Source organism: Flavobacteriales bacterium (assembly GCA_016124845.1).
Lineage (GTDB): Bacteria > Bacteroidota > Bacteroidia > UBA10329 > UBA10329 > UBA10329.
Window position 1 is genome coordinate 1 of record WGMW01000050.1, and the last position, 21,101, is coordinate 21,101.

Below are 21,101 nucleotides of genomic sequence, written 5' to 3' on the forward strand. Positions count from 1 at the left end.
AACGTATAACAGGAAGAGACCACACCTGAGCCTGAATATGAAAACACCTAACTTCATACACCAAAGAACCCTGCCCGATATCGGGCAGGTTCTTCCAAAAATCAACAGTAAAAACCTGTCAACTTATTTTAGGACGACTCACTTAATTGGATTTCCTCTACCCTTCCTCCAAGGCAGCAGCTCCACCCACGATCTCGAGAATTTCGTTGGTAATGGCAGCTTGACGGGCCTTGTTGTACGATAGTTTCAGTTCTTTCAATAGCTCAGAAGCGTTGTCCGTTGCTTTATGCATGGCGGTCATACGCGCACCGTGCTCAGCAGCGTGGCTGTCCAACGTTGCCTTGTAAAGCTGTGTCTTCAATGAGCGTGGGATAAGATCCAGTACAATCTCTTCCTTGGCTGGTTCGAAGATGTAATCGGTGGAAGATGTCTTCTCGCTTTTCGCTGGCGGAGCAACGGGAAGGAACTGCTCGGAAACGCATACTTGCGTGGCTGCATTCTTGAACTGGTTGTAAACCACATCCACGCGGTCGTACTCTCCAGCAACAAATGCTTCCATAATGCTTTCAGCAATTGGGGAAACGGCTTCGAAGTTCAGGTCATCATACACCGAATCAAATCGGCCTACGATCTCCAACCCTCTACGTTTCATGTAATCTCCAGACTTCTTACCGATGGTGATCACCTTCACGCTTTTACCAGCGTATGGTCCTGTGACCAACGCATTGATCGTTTTGTTGACGTTGGAGTTGAAACCACCGCAAAGACCACGGTTGGAAGAAACAGCCACGATCAACACCTTTTCAATTGGGCGCTCGGTGCTGTATGCTCCGCCCTCAGATGCATCGAGGTTGGCGCTCAGGTTCTCGAGGATCTCCTTCAGCTTTTCGGCATACGGTCGCATACGCGTGATGGCATCCTGTGCTCTGCGCAACTTGGCAGCAGACACCATCTTCATGGCAGATGTGATCTGCATGGTAGATCCAATGGATGTGATCCTTTCGCGTACTTCCTTTAATCCTGCCATTTGTGGTTATTGGTTATTGGGTTATTGGTTATTCGGGTTTAGCCTTAGTAACCATTAACGATCATTTTAATAACTCGATCAGTATTTGGCTGCGAGGTCGGCTGCAACTTTCTCCAATGTACCTGTGATCTCATCGGTCAGTTTACCTGCCTTCAGATCATCAAGAACATCTCTGTGCTTGGCATCCAAGTACTCCAAGTACTCGGTTTCGAACTCACGAACCTTGTTCACAGGAACTTTTCTCAAAAGACCTTTTGTTCCAAGGTAGATGATGGCAACTTGCTTCTCTACAGAAACCGGAGCGTACTGTCCTTGCTTCAGGATCTCCACGTTACGCTTACCTTTTTCAAGAACGTTCATGGTAGCAGCATCAAGGTCAGAACCGAACTTGGCGAATGCCTCCAGCTCACGGTACTGTGCTTGGTCAAGCTTCAAGGTACCGGCAACTTTCTTCATCGACTTGATCTGAGCCGAACCACCCACACGAGATACCGAGATACCCACGTTGATCGCTGGACGAACCCCTGAGTTGAACAGGTTAGACTCCAAGAAGATCTGTCCGTCAGTAATAGAAATTACGTTGGTCGGGATGTATGCAGATACGTCACCCGCCTGTGTTTCGATGATCGGAAGAGCGGTCAACGAACCACCACCTTTCACCTTGTCTTTCAATGATGGAGGAAGGTCGTTCATGTCCTTCGCTACGTTATCATCCGCGATCACCTTTGCAGCACGCTCAAGAAGACGGCTGTGCAGGTAGAATACGTCACCAGGATACGCCTCACGACCTGGAGGTCTTCTCAAAAGAAGCGATACCTCACGGTAAGCAACGGCCTGCTTAGAAAGGTCATCATAGATGATCAATGCTGGACGTCCCGTATCACGGAAGTACTCACCGATGGCAGCACCAGCGAAAGGAGCGTAGAACTGAAGTGGAGCTGGATCGGAAGCAGTTGCAGAAACAACCACAGTGTAAGCCATGGCACCTGCATCTTCCAATGTCTTCACGATTCCTGCAACAGTAGAACCTTTCTGACCTACGGCCACATAGATACAGAATACAGGCTGGCCTGCATCGTAGAATTCTTTCTGGTTGATGATGGTATCGATACAAACCGCAGTCTTACCGGTCTGACGGTCACCGATAACAAGCTCACGCTGACCACGACCGATTGGAATCATCGCATCAATCGCTTTGATACCAGTTTGAAGCGGCTCGTTTACTGGCTGACGGAAAACAACCCCTGGTGCCTTACGCTCCAATGGCATTTCAAATGTCTCGCCCTGAATGGCTCCTTTACCATCAATTGGCTCACCAAGTGTGTTCACTACACGTCCCAACATGCCTTCGCCCACATTGATAGAGGCGATCTGTCCGGTACGCTTTGCAGTAGAACCTTCCTTAATACCAGTTGACTCACCAAGAAGTACCGCACCAACGTTGTCTTCTTCCAAGTTCAGGATGATACCACGCGTTCCGCTTTCGAAATCGATAAGCTCACCTGCCTGTACGTTAGAAAGACCGTAAAGACGTGCAATACCGTCACCTACCTGAAGCACGGTTCCTACTTCCTGCAGTTCGGCTTCGGTTTTGTAGCCTGAGAGTTGCTCTCTTAAGATACCTGAGATCTCTGCTGGTTTGATGTCTGCCATTTTTATTGTGTTTGTATCCGCTTCGCGAATGCGATTGTTATAATTCTTTTACGTAAAAGTTCTTTCCGAATTCCTGACGCAGGCTGTTCACCTTGGCAAGGATGGATGTGTCCAACTGTTGGTCTCCGATTCGAAGCACGAACCCACCGATCAGGTCAGGATTCACTTCCTCCTGAAGCTCCACCGTTCCGCCCACTTGCTTCTGAACGATATCGAGGATGCGCTTCTTGGCATCGGCCGATAGTACCGCAGCGGAACTCACGTTTGCGGTGGTGATGTTCTTCATCTGCTTGTACTGAGCAATGAATTCCTTGGCAATTTCCAGTAGCGTTCCTTCTCTTCTCTTCTTAGTAACAAGAGTGACGAAAAGCATGGAGGCCTCACTCAAATTCTTCTCAAAGATGCTCTTCAGAATGCTCACCTTCTTTTCGGTATGCACTACAGGGCTTTTCAGCAACAGAAGGAGGTCACGGTTCTCAGAAACGGTTCCGATCAACAACTCCATGTCTTTGAGTGCCTCATCCAATTTTCCCTTCTCAGAAACCAGGTCTAAGAAAGCCTTGGCGTATCGTGATGCAACCTTACTCTCCGCCATATCAGTTCAGCTTGATGTCGTCAAGAAGGTTGTCAACCAATTGCTTCTGCTTGCTGGCATCAGCAAGTTCAGCCTTCAGGATCTTCTCGGCAATTTCTACAGAAAGTGATGCAACGTGCGTTTTGATCTCTGCCATGGCAGAAGCTTTCTCCGTTTCGATGTTCTCGCGGGCAGCGGCAACGATCTTATCGGCCTCAGCCTGCGCACCAGTTTTTGCTTCAGCGATCATCTTGTCCTTCAGCTCTCTTGCTTCTTTCAGAATCGTGTCGCGCTCTTCGCGTGCTTCCTTCAGAATGCGCTCGTTATCTGATTGAAGCTTGGCCATTTCCATCTTTGCGTTCTCCGCAGATTTCAATGCGTTGGCGATGTTCTCTTCACGCTCTTTGATCGTGTTGAGGATGGAAGGCCAAGCGAATTTTCCAAGACCGATCCAAACCACCAAAAAGGCGACAGTCATCCAAACGATCAGGCCTAATCCAGGTGTTACTAATGCCATGTTGTTTTCCTTTTAAATCGTGATCAATTGAAAGGAACCCCACCGATGCTGACCAACCGTCAGCATCGGGGTTCCTGAACCCTTGGTTCGTCTTATCGCATCAATACAACGAGAAGACAAACAATGATTCCGAAGAACGCAGCACCTTCCACAAGGGCAGCGGCAACGATCATGTTAGCACGGATGTCACCGATGGCCTCTGGCTGACGAGCCATAGACTCAAGGGCAGAACCACCGATCTTACCGATTCCGATACCAGCACCGATAGCAGCTACGCCAGCTCCGATACCTGCTCCCATGTATGCATAGGCCGCGTCCAAAAGAATTGAAATGATTTCCATTGTTTGGATTATTTAGGGTTAATTGATTACAGATTAATGATGCTCCTCAACTGCGGCACCGAAGTACAGCGCAGACAGTAGCGTGAATACATAAGCTTGTAGGAACGCTACAAGGATTTCCAAGATGTTCATGAAAATGGCAAATGCCAAAGACACGACCGAGACTCCAAATCCAGCACCCGAACCGTAAAGGTTGGCGAAGATGAAGATGAGACTCATGAACGACAAGATGATGATGTGTCCAGCTGTCATGTTGGCGAAAAGTCGTGCGCAAAGGACAATCGGTTTGATGAAAAGTCCCATCACTTCAATCGGAATCATCAACGGATAAAGCGCCACAGGAACACCTGGTGCAAAAATGTGCTTCCAGTAATATTTGTTGCCACTCACATTCGTAATGATGAATGTGATTAACGCAAGAATTCCAGTCGCGGCTAAGTTGCCTGTGATGTTGAACCCTCCGATAAATGGAATCAGGCCAAGCATGTTGGCTGTCCATATAAAGAAGAAAACCGTAAGCAAGTAGGGCATGAAGCGCTCATACTTAGGGCCGATTGAAGGCTTGGCAACCTCGTCTCGAATGAACAGGATCATCGGTTCCATGAGGGATTGAAGTCCTGTGGGAGCTTCGTTCGGATTACGAGCGTATGATTTCGCAATGCTCATGAACACCAAGAACATGATCAGAACCGTGATCAGGATTCCTGTAGCGGTCTTGGTCAAAGAAAGGTCAATGAAAGCCCCTGGTTCACCAGCGAAATAACCGCCCCAACTTTCCTCGGTATATCCCATGCTTAGCGCTTCCTCGGCATGCAATTCTTCACTTTCTGCAAACGGATTCGTTTCGCCTAAGCGATACACGTGATTGTGTTCGAGGATGTAACGGTTTTTGGCAGCATGACCGTGATGAAAAGCTGATGATAGGAATACACTCAGGCCATCATCTGTACTCAGCAGGATCATCGGAAGAGGGATGCTTACGGCATGGTTGCCAATGTCCATCAAGTGAATGTCATGCGCATCAGTTACGTGATGCATGATCATATCACCTGCGTTGAACGCTTCTGCCTCTTCTGATTTTTCGTGTCCGTGCGCTTCTTCAGCATCCGAAGCTTCCGCATCAGATTCTTCCGAAGCCCACGAGGTTCCAGACGTTAAGAAAGCAATTGAAAGGAGAACGAAGATCGGCTTAAAAGCCTTGTCAAAACTGTATTTCAGCATTACCGAAACGGGAATTAAGTACCGCTTGATTTTTCGGCCGCAAATATAGACGATACTTGTTGTAAAAACCAATGAAAATTCAGTGAATTTCCGAGGTTGAAAATGACCTGTGTAAATGGCTGTTTTTCAGTCTTTTGACTTCAGATAAGCCGTGGCCGAAATTACCTCAAGAACCGTGTAAACCACATAGAAACCGAGGAAAGCGATGACAACAGGTGTCGCGGCATCTTGAAAAATGTACACATAAATGCCCAGCGCGATCAGATAGGCAAGCATCTTCAAACCCGTAATTCCCATAAAGGAAGCTGGGAAGCGTTTCGGGTTTTCTGCAGCCGCTTTGATGGTGAAGTGATGCACCATCAAAGTGGAGCCATACATGAACAGACCCCAAAAGGAAATATGAACGGCATTGAACTCAACGGAAGAAAACTCGTTGAGCAGGAAGGTGATCGCCATTGCCAACAGATAAACGAGAAGTGCTTTTGCCGAGTACTTCATTTAGAATCTAACCGATAGTCGAAGCGATTATTCTTTGCGTCAAAATAGACCGTGGCAACTTTAATAGGTGCTTCCATATTTGAATATGCACTGATGTCAACGGCAAACTCCCACGCAGGGTTGTTGGATGTCTCGGCATCTCCCATGCTTGTGTTCATCTCAACGTATCGGTCTTTAAACCCGTCTTTCTTCACATAGATCTTGTAGGATTCATCCCGTTTTAAACGGAACTCGAACTTCCCATTCGTTTTCGTGGTCTGACGGGCCACTTCTTTGCAGTCAGGGCTTGCGGCATTCGTCTGGCACACGGTAATTTCTGCTTCGCCCACGTTTTTTGTACCGTTGATAACTTGACCTCTTACCAGGAGGTCTGAGGACTCTTGCGCATGAATCGTGTTAAACGATCCGCATGACAGCGCGAATAGAATGAGTAGCAACTTTCTCATGGTTTCATAAGGTCTTTAATGGCAAAATACATGGCCAAGATAACGCTTAAAATGGTCAGTCCGCCTGTGAACCAAGGTGTTTCGGTCTGCAAATATTTGTCGAGTTGGATTCCGCCCAAAGCTCCGGCCACAATGATGACGGCCATCTGCGTGGCCATGCTCGAATAACGGATGAACGCGTTACGCTGAGGCTGTTTTTTCCTGTCGCTGCTCTTCTCGTTGCGTTCCTGCATTGGAAGAAATGTCTTTGACCACACCGCCCATGCTGCACGAACCGGTGAACGAAGCTCCCGGCTCAATGGCCAACTTCTTCGTTACAATGTCGCCATGCACTTTGGCGGTGGCTTTCAGCGATAGAAGTTCAGAAACCACTACGTTGGCCTTGATGCTTCCTTCAATTTCCGCATTCTCGCAGCGGATCTCGCCATGCACCGAGCCGCTGGCCCCGATCACCACGCGGCCTTGGCATTCGAGGTCGCCTTTCAGCGTGCCATCGATACGCAGATTTCCCTTGGCCTTGATGCTTCCTTCAATGACCGTATCGCTATTTATATGGTTCGGCATTCCAGACCCTGAAGTACCTTTTGAACTGTCGTTTCCTGATTTGCTATTGAACATTTTTTCTTTCCCTTTGTAACTTTCCACCGCACCAAAAAGCCGTTGCTTTTTCTGACGAAGGAGGCCAAAGATAGTAATCCTTCATAAGTAGCTGTTTTTACGCATGTTGCATAAACCATCGTTAGCAGACCAACCATGGCAGATAATCCAATAAGGGAACACTTCAGAGCACAGATAGGAAAAGACGTGGCCAATACACCTCAAGGATTCAGTGAATGGCTACAGCCGAAGATGATTGAGGTGTTGGAAGACTCCATCACCATTGAGGTGAAAGTGCGGCCAGAGATGTGCAATCCTGTCGGGACGCTGCATGGTGGCATTCATTCGGCCATTTTGGATGAGGTGATCGGAATGACGGTGGCCGCCATGGGCAATGAAACGCATTTCGTTTCGCTAAACATGACGACCGATTATCTGCGTGCCGCACGAGCAGGAGAACTGATCAGAGCCACCAGCCAGATCGTCAAAAAAGGGAGAACCGCCATTCATCTGATCGGACAGATCACCAATGCTGAAGGGAAAGAACTATCTCGGGCAACCCAGAATATGGTTACCACAGGTGCGCCAATGAGAATCTGAGTTAAGTGCATCTTTGCGTAGCCCAATTGTTTTTACTAAACGAGAAAATTGAACTGGTTTCAAAGCGTTTCTGATCGAAGCAAGACGTTGCTCATATTTATGCTGGCATTTTCAGTACGCCTCATTTTGTTGCCATGGTCGCAGACGGTGCATGCCGATGCGGTGAGTCGGGTCTTTATTGCAGTAAACTGGTTGGACAACCCTCATTACATTTCGGATGGGTATTGGGGGCCGCTTCATCACTACCTTAATGCTTTATTTATCTGGCTTTTCCGAAGTTGGATTGTAGGACCTAAGATGTTGAACATTCTTCTTGCTTCCTTGACAGTTTTTCCGCTGTATGGATTTACAAAAAATGTTTTCAGGACTTCAATGGGAGCCGTTTTCGTATCACTTGTGTATGTGTTCAGCCCCATTGTTCTGAGGAACAGTTTTCAGGCACTGGCCGGTGTTTCTTATGCTTTTTTCACGGTAAGTTCCATGTATTTCCTGTCCGAAGGTTTCAGGCGGGAAGGAAATTACCGGTATGCTGCATTTGCAGGGCTCTGTATGACCTTTGCTGCTGCAACGCGCTATGAAGCATGGGTTGTAATTGCGGCATTTACGTTGGTGGGAGTGCTATCGGGAAAATGGAAATTCACCTTTGTCTTCTGGTTGTTTGCCATGATCTTTCCGGGAAGTTGGATGGTAGGGAATCAGATTCAGTTCGGAGACTTCCTCTACAGCGTCAATCAGAATGATGTCTGGAACATCAAAATGGAAGGCATAAACGATAGCGTGAGTTCCGTTGAGCGCATTCAGCGTGTACTTTTCTTTCCGATATCATTCATTCAGAATGTATCTCCACTTACCTTCTTCCTTCTTTTGTTCGGCCTTGCATGGGCGGTTCTTAAGCGAAAGATCACAAGAATGCAGCTTGTATGGCTGTTACCGTTTATCATCATGGCCGCCATCTACATGCAAAAGGCTTTTGCGGGCACACTTATGCAGCAGCAACGGTTTATCATTACTTGGATCATTCTCTTGCTACCATTTCTGGCATTGGCCTTTGTCCATGAAAAGCAAATGAGGCTGAAGGCAACGCTCATGTCAATATCGGTACTTACACTTATTCCATTGTCATTTTGCTGGATGTATATTCCATACGAGAAGTTGTTTGGTGATGGGAATTTGCCAAAAGCACTCGATCATCTTGCACTGACAACCTCACAGGAAATGGAGGCGGTCCCCCTGTTGAGGAGTTCGGATACGGAGTATTTGACCTCAACGATAGATTCGACTTTGAAACCCGGTCAAGGTCTGGTGCTCGATTTTTTTGGTTGGGACAGAACTTATTACACGGCACTCCATGCCCACGTACGCAGTTGCGTCATTGAGGGCTCAAAGCACGCACAGGTTGAATTCGGCCTCTTGGATGGCTATATCAGGTCGCATCCTTCAGGGTTGATTGCATTGAGCAGGGTTGGCAGGCTGAACGAATCAACATTGTCGTATGACACCATCATTGGTTGGAAAGAGATAAACCTGTGGCTTCGTGTTCAACCGGTAGCGAAGGTTGCCGGTGTAAGACTGTTCGATTATGAAATGGTCGATCAAGCAATTGATGAACCCGATTCATTAGGGCAAGCGGTATCGGGCGTGTTTCCGCAGGAGCTGGATGAAGAGTATTTCGAAGTTGTCATTCGGTCTGATAACGCATGGTACAACAAGTTGAGACGGGCTTCTTATTGGAAAGGGGAAAGTCTCGAAAACGCTGTACATGAGAATGCGGAGTACATGGTTTGGCTCGAAAATCAACAGAAGTAGCTTACGGTAAGATGCGCAAACTCTCAGCTGTCATCATCACGTATAATGAAGCGCGCAACATAAAGCGCTGCATTACCTCGTTGGATGGCGTGGCCGATGAAATTGTGGTGGTTGATAGTTTCTCCACCGATGCCACACCAAGCATCTGCAAAGGTTTGGGCGTTCAGTTCCACCAGCGCGAATGGAAAGGCTATAGCAAGCAGAAGAACTACGGCAACGGGTTGGCTTCAAACGATTGGATCCTTTCCATCGATGCGGACGAGGCACTTTCGGAAGCGTTGAAGGCTTCCATCGTTGCCGAGAAAGAGAACGGGAAAGGGTACAACTATTCGTTCAATCGACTCACCAATTACTGCGGAAAGTGGATCAAGCATTCAGGTTGGTACCCAGATACCAAACTTCGGATGTTCAATCGTGCAGAAAATGACTGGCAGGGCGAAGTGCACGAAAAACCGACCGTAGATCCAGCGAAGGCCAAAAAGCTGAAGGGCGACCTGCTGCATTACAGCTACCATTCGGTGAGCGATCACGTAAAACGGACAGATGTGTATTCTACGCTTGGGGCCAAAGAACTTTTCGAGAAAGGAAAGCGGTCAAGTGTTTTCAAGATGCTGTTCAACCCTTGGCTCAAATTCAATCGAATGTACTTTCTGCGTTTGGGATTTTTGGATGGAATGGAAGGCTTCACCATCGCGCTCATAACCGCTTACGGAACGTTTCTGAAGTACATCAAACTGCATTTTCTACACAAGAACAACGGTTGATGCAGTTCTCCATTCTCATCCCAACTTGGAACAATTTGGAATTTCTGAAGTGCTGCGTGGATAGCATTCGGAAGAATTCTGCGGAGGAGCATGAAATACTGGTTTATGTGAATGAGGGAAAAGATGGCTCGGCCGAATGGTGTGGGGAGCAGAACATCAAATTCATCCATTCTTCAACGAATGTTGGAGTTTGCACCGCTCTGAATGCACTGTTCGAAATTGCAACGAAAGACATCATCTGCTACGTGAATGATGACATGTACCTCTGCCCGAATTGGGACAAGGTGGTTATTGAGGAGATTTCAACTATCGGCCACGAGAAATTCTACTTGAGTTCAACCATGATCGAACCAGAGGAAACGGGCAACAAATGCGTGCTTTCGCCTTATGATTTTGGCAGAAACCCATCTGAATTCCGAGAAAAAGACCTTCTTGCCGAATTGCCAAATATGACCAAACAGGATTGGAGTGGAAGCACATGGCCGCCCAACGTCATGCACAGAAATCTGTGGAAGGCCATTGGCGGTTATGGCGAAGAATTCAGTCCAGGATTGTACTCCGACCCTGACGTAAGCATGAAACTTTGGCAGCAGGGAGTTCGGATCTTCAGAGGATTGGGTGAAAGCCGTGCGTATCACTTCATGTCAAAATCCACTGGCCGCGTGAAGATGAACGATGGCAAAAGGACGTTCCTCAAAAAATGGGGCGTCAGTTCATCATGGTTTGTGAAAGAGGTTCTGAAACAGGGACAACCATACCAAGGACCGCTTCCTGAAAAGGCCATCAGCCCGAATTTGAAAGACCGCCTGAAGCGGCTTCTCTAAGTTTCGGCAAACTCCCTTCTCACGATTAACAGCGCATTGAAAAATGCAAAGAAGGTGACCCCAGATTGCCGATCGAACGTGTTGTCGGTGAGGAACGAGACAACCATGATCACCATAAAAGTGAGATACAGGAAATCTCTTCGATAGAGCCAGGTCGGGTAGCCGAGCATCAGGAGGAACACAATGAGACCCAAAACTCCCAGTACGATGGCCACTGCAAGGAATTCATTGTGCGCAATTCCCTGAAAACGCGGTTCTAAATTATGGCTGTTTTCAGCGTATTTCGATCGGTAAGCCAGCGAAATGTCTCCCGTGCCAACTCCAAAAATGGGATGCTCCTTAAAGATCTCCCAACCCACCTGCGTGTAAACCCAACGTTGCATGGTTGAAGAGTTGTTCGCGTTCTGCTGATAGGTATATTCCTGATACGCCCAAAGCAATTGATCGATGCGTCTGTCAATGCCCAGTTTGCTCGTGTGGCGGAAGTTCGTGAAGCCGTGTTCGATATGGCGAATATCCTGATCTGAGAGTAGACTCAATCCGAGTGAATCCTTCGGAAGCCCTTTTGACGTGATGTACCGAATGGCAGTGTATCTGATCTCCTGCCCGTTGGCATCGGTAGAGTCGAAGTTGATGCTGCTTCTGTTCGGCCATTCCTTTTCCAGTTCCAGCCAACAAACGAAATCCCACACGCGATGACCATTTTCCGTATACGGAATGTGATCTGCGTGGATGTATCCGATCCCATTCGGTGTTTTCCAAGGTAGGTCGGCATGCTCTCTTGGAATTTTCAGGAATCGGTATTCAGCGATGGATTTTACATAGAGAAAGCCGAAAACAGATACCGAAACCGTAGTTACAAAAACGGAGGTCTTCAACAGACGATTGTTGCTTTTCAGGAGCAGCCAAAGCGCGGTCATTACGAGAACCGCTGCAAATGCGGCATAAGCCGTGAAAGCCTCCAGAATGATGAGAAACCACAGGATCCAGAGCATTACTCCAGTTGTGATGACCTTGGACGCTATCGACCATTCGCGCCATTTGGCGTAGAGAAAATAGGCGCAGATGAAGAAGGCGAAAACCAGCATCAGCCCAAAGCGGATGTGCGAAATGAAAACCGAGAGATGCCGTTTGTTGAGAAGTTCTTCGCCTGCGAGGCCGAAATAGCGGGCCATACCGAATAGAACTCCGACCAAACAGGCCACCACGAAAAGCAAAAGCAGTTCTTGGATGCGTTTTCTGTTCGGGAGTTTGCTGGTGAACAGGAAAAGTGGCATCAGCAGCAGGGGCAGTTTTACCCGCAGATCCTTCACTCCCAAAGCAAGGTCATCGGTCCATAGCATTCCGATGCAGAGCATGAGGTAAAACGAAATCAGAACCAGCGAAAGTGGGCTTGTGAAGAATTGTTTCAGCCGCTTTTTGAAGTTGCCTTCAAGCAGCCAATTTCCTGCAAGTACGAATGTGCCAACGCTTACCAGAAATACGGAAAGCGGCAGTCCCATAACGATCATGGCCATGCCCCAGAAGGCAATTTCCCGATGTTGGTTATCCGTCAGTTTGGGCATGCTGCGTTACCCGCTGGCACCGATCAGTTGGTGCTGGTGTCGGTCAGAATGCGGTTGTATTCGTCCATATTGGCAAATACCTCCAGCGCTTTTTTCACGTCACGGTCTTCTTCCAGCATGGCCTGAATACGGCCTCGCTGGTGATAATATCTTGAGATGATCTCTCCGCGCAACAGGTCTTTCACCTCTTCCTGAAAATCCTCAAGGTCTTTCGACTTGTCGTGTTTCACACGCGCCTCCAGCGCATCATATTCCGTACTTATCCGCTTGAAGTATTTCTCCTCTTCGGCCACTTCCTTCAACTTTTCAAGCACCCTTTCGCTATCCGTGGTGTAGTCGAAATCCTTGGTTTCCAACCACTTTTCAAATTCGGCATAGAGTGCATCATCAACTTTGAAATCCTTGATCGGCCCAATTTCAGGATGGTTGAAGTAATACTCTGTGGCGAAATCGAAATAGAGCATTTTGATGCCGAGGTTGAAAGCCACATCAGAGAGTTTGATGGGTTCCACTTTCACATCGGGTTCAATGCCTCCGCCATCGTAAACCAAACGCCCAGCCTTCGTTTGGAAAACAGAAATGAGCGAATCAGGAACTTTTCCAACACTGCCATCCTCATTTCGGTGCGAATAATCCAATGCTTGAATACAGCGTCCGCTTGGGATGTAATACTTGGCGGTGGTAACTTTCAGCTGCGAGTTATAGCTCAAGGGTCGCGTGGTCTGCACCAATCCTTTGCCGTAACTGCGTTGCCCGATGATGACTGCACGGTCGAGGTCTTGCATCACACCCGAAACGATCTCGGATGCAGATGCTGAACCGCTGTTCACAAGCACGGCAAGCGGCATGTCCTTATCGAGCGGAGCCTGCATGGCCTTGTAGTCCTTGTTCCATTCTTTCACTTTGCCTTTTGTGCTTACGATCAGTTCGCCCTTCGGCACAAAAAGATTGCTCAGCGCAACCGCTTCGTTCAACAGTCCACCAGGATTTCCACGCAGGTCGATCACCAATTTTTTCATGCCCTTTTCCTTCAGCTCCACGATGGCATCTTTCACCTCTTTCGAACAGTTGTCCGTAAAACTGGAAAGGTTCAGGTAACCGACCTCATCGTTCAACATTCCCGAATACGGAACGCTCTTGATCTGGATCTCTTCGCGCATAATGGTGACATCGAACGGTTTTTCCTGTCCATATCGTTTTACCTTCACCTTCACTTCGGTCTGTGGCTGGCCTTTCAGGATCGCGCTCACATCGCTGGTCGATTTTCCATCGGTCGATTTTCCGTTCACCTCCAAAATGATGTCTCCCGCGAGGAGCCCTGCTTTCATAGCAGGGAAATCCTCGTAAGGTTCGGCCACCACTACCAAACTGTCTTTTTTACGGATCAGTGCACCGATTCCGCCATACTGACCCGTGGTCATGAAACGGTAGTCTTCAATGTCCGATTCGGGGATGAACGTGGTATATGGATCGAGCGATTCGAGCATCCCGTCAATGCCTTTTTCCATCAGGTTTCCAGGCTGCGTTTCATCCACGTAGTAGAGGTTCAACTCTTTGAAAAGTGTGATGAAGATGTCGAGGTTCTTGCTGATCTCGAAGTAAGAATCAACGTAACTGCTGGTGAGCAGCGAAAGTAGCACCACGGGAATGATGACGAGGACCGCTCTCAGTTTCTTGAACACGTTTGGAATTTTCATGCTTCTATGGACTTCAATTTTTCAATAATTCGCTTCACGACCTCGTCCAGATCCTGAAACGATGGGATGTCGCTGCCAATGTAAACAAATGCGAGGGCAAAATATTTTCCATCGGCCTGCCATTTTTCCATCAGATCGGGTTTGTTCAGTCGGTACGCTTCGCGGATAAGCCGTTTGATGTGGTTTCGCGACACCGCTTTCTTGAACCGTTTTTTCGGCACCGAGATGAGCAATTTGGCGGGAACATCGCTGGTTTCCAATCTCAAATGCATCACGCGCACCGGATATTCTTTGAATGATCTTCCTGATCTGAAAAGTTCGTCAAGGATCAATTTGGAGCAGAGTTTCTCCTTCTTTCCGAAAGTATATCTGCTCATGATCTTTTGAAGGTAGAAAGAAAAAAGGGGCCGTATTCTTCGAGCCCCTCTTCCTTAAACATTTTTAACAGTCGGTCACTTCTTCTTGTTGGCCAAGGTGATGTACTGGTCCAACGCCATGGTCATGGATGGTGCATTGGGCACGGGCGCACCGATGTCCAATTTCAGGTGATGCTCCTTTACTGCGTGCGTTGTTGTCGGTCCGAAGGCCGCAATGCGCGTCTTGTTCTGCTTGAAATCTGGGAAATTCTCGAACAACGATTTGATCCCTGATGGGCTGTAGAAAACAAGAATGTCGTAATTCACATCGGCCAGGTCAGAAAGGTCGCTGCTCACCGTTTTGTAGATCACCGCCTTGGTGTAATCTAAGCCCAGACTGTCCAACGTTTCTGGAATGCTTGGCTTCAGGTCATCGATACATGGCAAAAGGAATTTTTCGCCTTTGTTCTTCTTCAGCACGTCCACCATGTCTTTAAAGGTGTTTCCACCGTAAAAGATCTTGCGCTTGCGGTAAACCACGTATTTCTGCAAGTAGTAGGCAATGGCCTCCGACACGCAGAAATACTTCATGCCCTCAGGTACGGTAACGCGCGTTTCCTCGCAAATGCGGAAGAAATGGTCAGCCGCGTTCTTGCTTGTCAGAATAATGGCCGAGTGGTCCAGGATGTTCACTTTCTGCGTTCGGAAATCCTTGACATCAACGCCCTCTACATGAATAAATGACCGAAAGTCAATTTTTAGATTGTGTTTCTGAGCAAGATTGAAATAGGGGTTTTTGTCGCCTTCTGGTTTAGGCTGCGATACGAGAATGCTCTTAACTTTATCCATAGGTCGGGAGAAGGTTTTTGCTACCCACGGTGAGCTATACGGATCAGCGCAAAAATGGGTAGCATTTCGAGGGCGCAAAAGTAATAAAACAAATGCAGCGATGATATGGCGCTGGAATTGAACGCCACAGAAAGACCGCGTTGCAGCCCTTTCAGGTAGAAAAGTCCACCAATGGCTGCGCCTGAGATCACTACAACGTTGGTCGGCAAACTCGGACTGTAAAACAGCAGCAACGTAAGCGGAAGGAGGCAGACACCCGCAGCGGCAAGAAAAATGTTCAGGTTGAAACTGTGGATCTTCAACTCACTTTTCAGGTCGAATATGAAGGCCAACAACCAAAGCACAAAACGTTTGATCGAGATGAAACCCACCGTGGCCGCCAGTCCTTGGAAGAACATGCTCGAAACAGACATGTCAAATTGCAACCATCGCGATAGCGCTGCGGCCACGAACAGCGAAATGGAAATAATGGCAATTACCTGAAGAATAAAGATGTTCCGAACCTGTTGCGAACTCTCTTTCCTCGCGTCCTGCTGGGCAAGATTGGCATCGAAGCTGGCGCGGAACACAAACGAGAAAATGCTGTCTGAACTGCGCTGCAGATACACGATAATGGCGGCACAAACGAACAGCACTGCAAACCCGAATCCATTACCGAAATCTTTTCTCTCCAAGTATTTGAACTGGTCGTTGTCTTTCAGTTGGTGTTCTGCAAAAAGGCTTACCACAGGTGTTTCCGCTTGCGCGGGAACAGAATCCGAGACCAATGAGGTCACCGAATCGGTCATCGTCATTTGAACCGTGTCCGAAGCATTCTCCTGCATGGCACAAAGGTAGCGCACATTCATTCCTACTTTTACCGAACATGAAGTCCACTTTGACGGTTTCGGTATTGCTTGCCTGGGCAATGCTCCAATCCTGCGGACAAACTCACAATCCATTCATGGCCGAACACAAACACACCAACGCGCTCATTAACGAAACCAGTCCTTATCTGCTACAACACGCGCACAATCCAGTTGATTGGGTAGCATGGAATGATGAAAGCTTGGCGCGGGCCAAGAAAGAGCAGAAACTCATGCTGATCAGCATCGGTTACAGCGCCTGCCATTGGTGTCATGTGATGGAGCACGAAAGTTTTGAGGATAGCACGGTTGCCGCTTTCATGAACGAGCATTTCGTGTGTATAAAAGTGGATCGGGAAGAACGCCCTGATGTAGACCAGGTGTATATGAACGCGGTTCAGTTGATGACGGGCCGTGGAGGTTGGCCGCTCAATTGTTTTGCGTTGCCCGATGGAAGACCACTTTACGGTGGAACGTATTTCCCCAAAGAGCAATGGTTGGATGTGTTGCAACGCGTGGCCAACATTTGGGAGAACGACCGCGAGAAAGCACTGGAATATGCCACCAATCTCACGCAGGGAATCAAGCAAAGTGAGCTGATCCAGAAGAGTTCGGATACTTCAAAAATGACCAAGGAGGAAATTGCTCCACTCGTCAAAAAATGTAGTATGGAGTTTGATAACCGTGAAGGTGGCCCAAATCGTGCACCGAAGTTTCCGCTGCCGAACAACTATGAATTTTTGCTGCGCTATGCGTTTTTGAGTGATGATCAGGAAGTGAAGGATCATGTTCAGTTGACACTTCAGAAAATGGCGTTCGGAGGCATTTACGATCAGATCGGTGGTGGTTTTGCGCGCTATTCGGTTGATGGCGTTTGGAAGGTGCCGCACTTCGAAAAGATGCTGTACGATAACGCACAGTTGGTTTCGCTGTATTCGGAAGCGTATCAGGCCACTAAAAACCCACTTTACAGGGAAATTGTAGAAGAAACACTGGAGTTCATAAAGCGCGAAATGACCTCCAAAGAAGGTGCTTTTTATTCTGCGTTGGATGCGGATAGCGAGGGTGAAGAAGGCAAGTTCTACGTGTGGAAGGATGACGAATTGAAATCTGTTTTGGGTACTGATTTCGGTTGGGTGAAAGACTATTACAACATCAACCAAAAAGGGTTTTGGGAGCACGAGAATTACATTCTATTGCGCGATAAAAACGATGAAGATTTCGCGAAGCAGAAAGGTTGGTCGGTTGAGAAATTGAAAACGAAAGTTGCCTCAGTAAAAGCAAAGTTGTTGTCTGAAAGAAGCAAGCGAATCCGCCCAGGTTTGGATGATAAGCAACTTACCTCTTGGAACGCGCTGATGCTGAAAGGTTATGCGGATGCATATCGCGTTTTCGGAAGAGAAGAATATCTGAAGGCCGCTTTGAAAAGTGCCGATTTCATTCTCAAAACGCAACGTAATGATGATGGAGGACTGTGGCACAATCACAAGGAAGACCGCTCCACCATCAACGGATTTTTGGAGGACTACTGCTTCACTATCGAAGCGCTGATCTCGCTCTGTCAAGCAACATTTGACAGAAAATGGCTGGACGAAGCCGATGCGCTGGCCAAATACACCATCGAGCATTTCCATGATTCAGAATCGGGTATGTTCTTCTTCAATTCCAATAGCGATGCGCAACTCATTGCCCGTAAAATGGAATTGACGGATAACGTCATTCCGGCATCCAATTCCAGCATGGCAAAGGGACTTTTTCTGCTCGGACATTACCTTGATAATTCAGAATATTTGAAGATCGCAGAACAGATGTTCCAGAATGTCAAACCAAGCCTCTCACAAGGTCCGAGTTGGTATTCCAACTGGCTGGAATTGGCGCTCTATCAGTCGTATCCATTCTATGAAGTTGCCATCGTTGGCAATGAAGCCGAAGCAAAGCGGGTGCAATTGGAACAGCGTTATCACCCAAATAAAATGTTGGTTGGCGGAAAAACCGAGAACGGTCTTTCTTTGCTGGAAAACAGATTGATCGAAGGAGAAACGCGTATTTACGTTTGTGTCGATAAGGCGTGTCAGATGCCGACTTCAGATGTTTCTGTCGCAATTGGTCAGATGAAGTAATTTCCAAACATGAAAAACTTCATCAAGTCCATTCTTCCCGGCCTATTCCTTATCGGTTTCAACATTGGAACGGGGAGTGTGACCGCCATGGCGAAGGCCGGTGCCAACTACGGCATGGCGCTGCTTTGGACCATCCTGCTTTCGTGCCTCGTCACCTATTACCTCATTCGCCTTTTCGGAAAATACACGATTGTAACTGGTGAAACAGCCTTGGCTGCATTCCGAAAACACATTCATCCCGTTTTTGGAATGTTCCTTTTGGTAGCATTGACCGTCAACGTTTCGGGCGGAATCATGGGCGTGATGGGAATTGTGGCCGATGTGCTGCACGAATGGTCGAAGATGTGGGTCGATGGCGGCATTTCTCCGATTGTTTGGGCGAGTGGTTCCATTGCGCTCATTTACGCCATTTTCTTTGTGGGAACGACTTCCACATTTGAGAAAGCCTTGGCGGGAATGGTCGCGTTCATGGGTTGTGCATTCTTCATCAATTTCGTGTTGATGATGCCGCCCGTTGCGGACATTCTGAATGGACTGATTCCATCGGTTCCCGAGACGAATGCAGCCTCAAATTCAAGCTCCTATCTGGTCATTGCTGGAATGGTCGGAACCACGGTTTCTTCCATGGTTTTTATTGTGCGTACCACATTGGTGAAAGAGCAAGGTTGGGGCATTCAGGATATGAAAATTCAGAATCGCGATGCAGCTGTAAGCGCAACGATGATGTTCCTGATCTCGGCTTCAATTATGGCTGCGGCTGCCGGAACGCTCTACTTAGCGGGGCAATCGCTCAACGATGCCAAGGAAATGATTCCGCTGCTGGAACCTGTGGCTGGCAAATACGCTGTGGCGATTTTCGTCATTGGAATTACCGCTGCGGGACTTTCATCTCAATTCCCGAATACACTGCTTTTGCCTTGGTTGCTGTGTGATTTCTTCGGTTGGGAACGCGACCTGAAAAAGTTCAATTTCCGAATGATCGTCCTTGTCATGTCGTTGCTCGGATTGGTCGTTCCGATTTTCCATGCACGGCCCGTGTTTGTGATGGTTGCGAGCCAGGCGTTTGCAGCCTTGGTTCTTCCAGTGACGGTTGGCGGCATTTTCTATCTCACTTCCAGCAGGAAGATCATGGGCGAACATGCCAATTCAACCTTAGAGAACATTATCCTCTTCCTCATTTTTCTTTTTTCCCTTTTCATGGGGGGCGTTGGTATAAAAGGCTTCGTTCAGGATTTCTTCTGAAAACTGCTATTGGATTACAACCAGTTTATTGGCTTGCCACCTGCTTCCATTGACCGATAGCAGATAGGTGCCAGATTTCAGGTCAGATACGTCCAACGTGAATCGCTGAGAACCCACGGCAGTACTGCCAGAACTTGCAGTTTTGACCATCCTTCCGCAACCATCGAAAAGTGAAATCCCGACCATGGATTTCCTCTCTACATCGAATTCGACAAAGAGTTGATCCCGCACCGGATTCGGGTAAACTGAAATAGGTGGTTCGGTCGATTCCGAAGCAATTCCAAGGTTAAGGTCGTTCTTGTATTTGGCGATGAACACATCGAACGAGGCCATGATGGCCACCTCTCCGACCACCCAAATATCACCGTTGGCATCAAAAGTGGCCGCATATGCGAAATCATCACTTGTTCCGATCGGAGTAATGACACTTCCTGCCGACCCAAAATCAGTGTCAACCGTTCCATCAGCCAAGAATCTCGACAGGGAAATATCTTGCGAAGACATGGCTGAATTTCCGATCACGATCAACTTACCGTCCGGTTGAATGAGTACCCTTTGGCCATAGTCATTTCCTGCTGTTATCGAGTGGTAAACCACTCCACCAACCCCGAACGAAGTGTCGTAGGTCCCGTCTTGGTTGAAACGCGCAATGGTAAAGACTGAGCCCGAAGCCTGACCGCTTTCGCCCACCGCTATGATTTTACCATCCGGTTGTAGCGCAACGTGGCGACAGAAACTTCCGGAGATGCCCAATTGGTAGTGAATAGTTCCGTTTGTGCCGAAGCTATTGTCCAAACTGCCGTTCGGATTGATTCGGGCCATGGCGAATTCCCACCCAATGGATCCTGCCGTGTTCCCGGCAACAATGATCTTTCCATCACTCTGTATCAGACCCGACCCAACGAGATCTACAATATTGCTGAATGGTGTTACCGCAAGTCCGTCACCGCTGAATGATTGGTCGATGGAGCCATTGCTGTTCAGTCGCATGACCGCGGCAACGTAATCATTGGTCGTCACCGTAGTTCCGAAGATCACGATCCGTCCATCCTGCTGAATGTCCACCGCCACAGGTATGTCCGAGATTCCGCTTGGATTGTAAATGGCGATCCCATCGTTGTCAAACGTATCATCCCATGAGCCATCGGGATTGAGTCGGTAAACACCGAACCCATCCGTGCCATTTACATCAGTCGGTCCCACAAACACCATTTTCCCATCCGGCTGTAGCACACCTCCGAACAATCGGTCATTTGACGGCCCAAGGTCAAGGTCTTTCCAGCCGTTTGTTCCAAAATCCGTGTCGGCATCCCCATTGGGAAAGCATCGATAGACGAACATCTGGTTGTCGCTGCCATTGTGCGAATAACCTGCAACAACCACTTTGCCATCGCTTTGGATCAATACCACCCGGCCATGTTCGGCATTACTGCTGGTGCCGATCGTATGTAGACCATTCTGGCTGAAAGCACCATCCAAGAAACCGGGTTGAGCCAGTGAGTGATCGAAGAAGCATGAAAGCAGAACTGAGAAAAGGAGTGAACCTGTTATTTTCATGG

Annotated in this window: 22 protein-coding genes; 6 read left to right on the forward strand and 16 right to left on the reverse strand. The window is 48.0% G+C overall.

All coding sequences use genetic code 11. From position 1 onward, the window contains the following. Window positions 1–157 precede the first annotated feature (157 nt). The 10 genes from atpG to GC178_16425 form a co-directional block, all read right to left on the reverse strand. Complete coding sequence (gene atpG, locus GC178_16380; GenBank protein MBI1289144.1) at window positions 158–1,027, reverse strand: ATP synthase F1 subunit gamma; 870 nt, start codon at window positions 1,025–1,027, stop codon at window positions 158–160. 78 nt (window positions 1,028–1,105) lie between these two features. Further along, the gene (locus tag GC178_16385) at window positions 1,106–2,680 is read right to left on the reverse strand and encodes a F0F1 ATP synthase subunit alpha (GenBank protein MBI1289145.1); all 1,575 of its coding nucleotides are present in this window, start codon (window positions 2,678–2,680) and stop codon (window positions 1,106–1,108) included. A gap of 37 nt (window positions 2,681–2,717) precedes the next feature. Continuing rightward, on the reverse strand, window positions 2,718–3,275 hold the full coding sequence (atpH, locus tag GC178_16390) for an ATP synthase F1 subunit delta (GenBank protein MBI1289146.1): 558 nt from the start codon (window positions 3,273–3,275) through the stop codon (window positions 2,718–2,720). A 1-nt stretch (window position 3,276) separates the two neighbouring features. Beyond that, window positions 3,277–3,771 carry a F0F1 ATP synthase subunit B gene (locus tag GC178_16395; GenBank protein ID MBI1289147.1) on the reverse strand — a complete coding sequence of 165 codons (495 nt, stop codon included), beginning with the start codon at window positions 3,769–3,771 and terminating at the stop codon, window positions 3,277–3,279. A 92-nt stretch (window positions 3,772–3,863) separates the two neighbouring features. Continuing rightward, window positions 3,864–4,106, reverse strand: coding sequence for an ATP synthase F0 subunit C (atpE, locus tag GC178_16400; GenBank protein ID MBI1289148.1), 243 nt, complete (start codon window positions 4,104–4,106; stop codon window positions 3,864–3,866). A 39-nt stretch (window positions 4,107–4,145) separates the two neighbouring features. After that, entirely contained in the window at window positions 4,146–5,333 is a 1,188-nt protein-coding gene (gene atpB, locus GC178_16405) for a F0F1 ATP synthase subunit A (protein MBI1289149.1), read from the reverse strand. Window positions 5,334–5,459: 126 nt separating this feature from the next. After that, entirely contained in the window at window positions 5,460–5,831 is a 372-nt protein-coding gene (locus tag GC178_16410; protein MBI1289150.1) for a hypothetical protein, read from the reverse strand. After that, complete coding sequence (locus GC178_16415) at window positions 5,828–6,277, reverse strand: hypothetical protein (protein ID MBI1289151.1); 450 nt, start codon at window positions 6,275–6,277, stop codon at window positions 5,828–5,830. Before GC178_16415 ends, GC178_16410 begins: the two co-directional genes overlap by 4 nt. Beyond that, window positions 6,274–6,510, reverse strand: coding sequence for a hypothetical protein (locus GC178_16420; protein MBI1289152.1), 237 nt, complete (start codon window positions 6,508–6,510; stop codon window positions 6,274–6,276). The genes GC178_16415 and GC178_16420 overlap by 4 nt, the downstream gene beginning before the upstream one ends. After that, a complete protein-coding gene (locus GC178_16425) occupies window positions 6,458–6,841 on the reverse strand; it encodes a polymer-forming cytoskeletal protein (protein ID MBI1289153.1) in 384 nt (127 codons plus the stop codon). The genes GC178_16420 and GC178_16425 overlap by 53 nt, the downstream gene beginning before the upstream one ends. A 189-nt stretch (window positions 6,842–7,030) precedes the next feature. On the opposite strand from GC178_16425, the gene GC178_16430 reads away from it, so the two are divergent. The 4 genes from GC178_16430 to GC178_16445 are packed head-to-tail and all read left to right on the forward strand — an operon-like array spanning window position 7,031 to window position 10,868. Next, the gene (locus GC178_16430; GenBank protein ID MBI1289154.1) at window positions 7,031–7,474 is read left to right on the forward strand and encodes a hotdog fold thioesterase; all 444 of its coding nucleotides are present in this window, start codon (window positions 7,031–7,033) and stop codon (window positions 7,472–7,474) included. A gap of 48 nt (window positions 7,475–7,522) precedes the next feature. Next, window positions 7,523–9,280: a hypothetical protein gene (locus tag GC178_16435; GenBank protein MBI1289155.1), complete on the forward strand. Its 1,758-nt coding sequence runs from the start codon at window positions 7,523–7,525 to the stop codon at window positions 9,278–9,280. A gap of 11 nt (window positions 9,281–9,291) precedes the next feature. After that, the gene (locus GC178_16440; protein MBI1289156.1) at window positions 9,292–10,044 is read left to right on the forward strand and encodes a glycosyltransferase; all 753 of its coding nucleotides are present in this window, start codon (window positions 9,292–9,294) and stop codon (window positions 10,042–10,044) included. Next, window positions 10,044–10,868 carry a glycosyltransferase gene (locus tag GC178_16445; protein ID MBI1289157.1) on the forward strand — a complete coding sequence of 275 codons (825 nt, stop codon included), beginning with the start codon at window positions 10,044–10,046 and terminating at the stop codon, window positions 10,866–10,868. The genes GC178_16440 and GC178_16445 overlap by 1 nt, the downstream gene beginning before the upstream one ends. On the opposite strand, the gene GC178_16450 is transcribed toward GC178_16445, so the two are convergent. The 5 genes from GC178_16450 to GC178_16470 form a co-directional block, all read right to left on the reverse strand. Then, on the reverse strand, window positions 10,865–12,433 hold the full coding sequence (locus GC178_16450) for a hypothetical protein (protein ID MBI1289158.1): 1,569 nt from the start codon (window positions 12,431–12,433) through the stop codon (window positions 10,865–10,867). The two genes, GC178_16445 and GC178_16450, sit on opposite strands and share 4 nt — an antisense overlap. Before the next feature lie 23 nt (window positions 12,434–12,456). Continuing rightward, entirely contained in the window at window positions 12,457–14,115 is a 1,659-nt protein-coding gene (locus tag GC178_16455; protein MBI1289159.1) for a PDZ domain-containing protein, read from the reverse strand. 11 nt (window positions 14,116–14,126) lie between these two features. Next, window positions 14,127–14,507 carry a ribonuclease P protein component gene (rnpA, locus tag GC178_16460; protein MBI1289160.1) on the reverse strand — a complete coding sequence of 127 codons (381 nt, stop codon included), beginning with the start codon at window positions 14,505–14,507 and terminating at the stop codon, window positions 14,127–14,129. Window positions 14,508–14,582: 75 nt separating this feature from the next. Beyond that, the gene (locus tag GC178_16465) at window positions 14,583–15,335 is read right to left on the reverse strand and encodes a uroporphyrinogen-III synthase (GenBank protein MBI1289161.1); all 753 of its coding nucleotides are present in this window, start codon (window positions 15,333–15,335) and stop codon (window positions 14,583–14,585) included. A 20-nt stretch (window positions 15,336–15,355) separates the two neighbouring features. Next, window positions 15,356–16,276 carry a DUF4271 domain-containing protein gene (locus tag GC178_16470; GenBank protein MBI1289162.1) on the reverse strand — a complete coding sequence of 307 codons (921 nt, stop codon included), beginning with the start codon at window positions 16,274–16,276 and terminating at the stop codon, window positions 15,356–15,358. A gap of 2 nt (window positions 16,277–16,278) precedes the next feature. Between GC178_16470 and GC178_16475 the strand changes: the two genes are divergently transcribed. Together GC178_16475 and GC178_16480 are read left to right on the forward strand one after the other, a co-directional pair. Continuing rightward, the gene (locus tag GC178_16475) at window positions 16,279–18,300 is read left to right on the forward strand and encodes a DUF255 domain-containing protein (protein ID MBI1289163.1); all 2,022 of its coding nucleotides are present in this window, start codon (window positions 16,279–16,281) and stop codon (window positions 18,298–18,300) included. A 9-nt stretch (window positions 18,301–18,309) separates the two neighbouring features. Next, window positions 18,310–19,542 carry a divalent metal cation transporter gene (locus GC178_16480; protein MBI1289164.1) on the forward strand — a complete coding sequence of 411 codons (1,233 nt, stop codon included), beginning with the start codon at window positions 18,310–18,312 and terminating at the stop codon, window positions 19,540–19,542. Window positions 19,543–19,548: 6 nt separating this feature from the next. Here the strand turns inward: GC178_16480 and GC178_16485 are convergent, their stop codons facing one another. After that, the gene (locus GC178_16485) at window positions 19,549–21,099 is read right to left on the reverse strand and encodes a T9SS type A sorting domain-containing protein (GenBank protein ID MBI1289165.1); all 1,551 of its coding nucleotides are present in this window, start codon (window positions 21,097–21,099) and stop codon (window positions 19,549–19,551) included. Between the last annotated feature and the right edge of the window lie 2 nt (window positions 21,100–21,101).

Excerpts from the sequence above, each read along its gene's own strand:
- atpG (MBI1289144.1), bottom strand. The coding sequence starts at position 1,027 with ATGGCAGGATTAAAGGAAGTACGCGAAAGGATCACATCCATTGGATCT.
- GC178_16385 (MBI1289145.1), bottom strand. The coding sequence starts at position 2,680 with ATGGCAGACATCAAACCAGCAGAGATCTCAGGTATCTTAAGAGAGCAA.
- atpH (MBI1289146.1), bottom strand. The coding sequence starts at position 3,275 with ATGGCGGAGAGTAAGGTTGCATCACGATACGCCAAGGCTTTCTTAGAC.
- GC178_16395 (MBI1289147.1), bottom strand. The coding sequence starts at position 3,771 with ATGGCATTAGTAACACCTGGATTAGGCCTGATCGTTTGGATGACTGTC.
- atpB (MBI1289149.1), bottom strand. The coding sequence starts at position 5,333 with ATGCTGAAATACAGTTTTGACAAGGCTTTTAAGCCGATCTTCGTTCTC.
- GC178_16410 (MBI1289150.1), bottom strand. The coding sequence starts at position 5,831 with ATGAAGTACTCGGCAAAAGCACTTCTCGTTTATCTGTTGGCAATGGCG.
- GC178_16415 (MBI1289151.1), bottom strand. The coding sequence starts at position 6,277 with ATGAGAAAGTTGCTACTCATTCTATTCGCGCTGTCATGCGGATCGTTT.
- GC178_16420 (MBI1289152.1), bottom strand. The coding sequence starts at position 6,510 with ATGCAGGAACGCAACGAGAAGAGCAGCGACAGGAAAAAACAGCCTCAG.
- GC178_16425 (MBI1289153.1), bottom strand. The coding sequence starts at position 6,841 with ATGCCGAACCATATAAATAGCGATACGGTCATTGAAGGAAGCATCAAG.
- GC178_16430 (MBI1289154.1), top strand. The coding sequence starts at position 7,031 with ATGGCAGATAATCCAATAAGGGAACACTTCAGAGCACAGATAGGAAAA.
- GC178_16440 (MBI1289156.1), top strand. The coding sequence starts at position 9,292 with ATGCGCAAACTCTCAGCTGTCATCATCACGTATAATGAAGCGCGCAAC.
- GC178_16445 (MBI1289157.1), top strand. The coding sequence starts at position 10,044 with ATGCAGTTCTCCATTCTCATCCCAACTTGGAACAATTTGGAATTTCTG.
- GC178_16450 (MBI1289158.1), bottom strand. The coding sequence starts at position 12,433 with ATGCCCAAACTGACGGATAACCAACATCGGGAAATTGCCTTCTGGGGC.
- rnpA (MBI1289160.1), bottom strand. The coding sequence starts at position 14,507 with ATGAGCAGATATACTTTCGGAAAGAAGGAGAAACTCTGCTCCAAATTG.
- GC178_16465 (MBI1289161.1), bottom strand. The coding sequence starts at position 15,335 with ATGGATAAAGTTAAGAGCATTCTCGTATCGCAGCCTAAACCAGAAGGC.
- GC178_16470 (MBI1289162.1), bottom strand. The coding sequence starts at position 16,276 with ATGGATTGTGAGTTTGTCCGCAGGATTGGAGCATTGCCCAGGCAAGCA.
- GC178_16475 (MBI1289163.1), top strand. The coding sequence starts at position 16,279 with ATGGCCGAACACAAACACACCAACGCGCTCATTAACGAAACCAGTCCT.
- GC178_16480 (MBI1289164.1), top strand. The coding sequence starts at position 18,310 with ATGAAAAACTTCATCAAGTCCATTCTTCCCGGCCTATTCCTTATCGGT.
- GC178_16485 (MBI1289165.1), bottom strand. The coding sequence starts at position 21,099 with ATGAAAATAACAGGTTCACTCCTTTTCTCAGTTCTGCTTTCATGCTTC.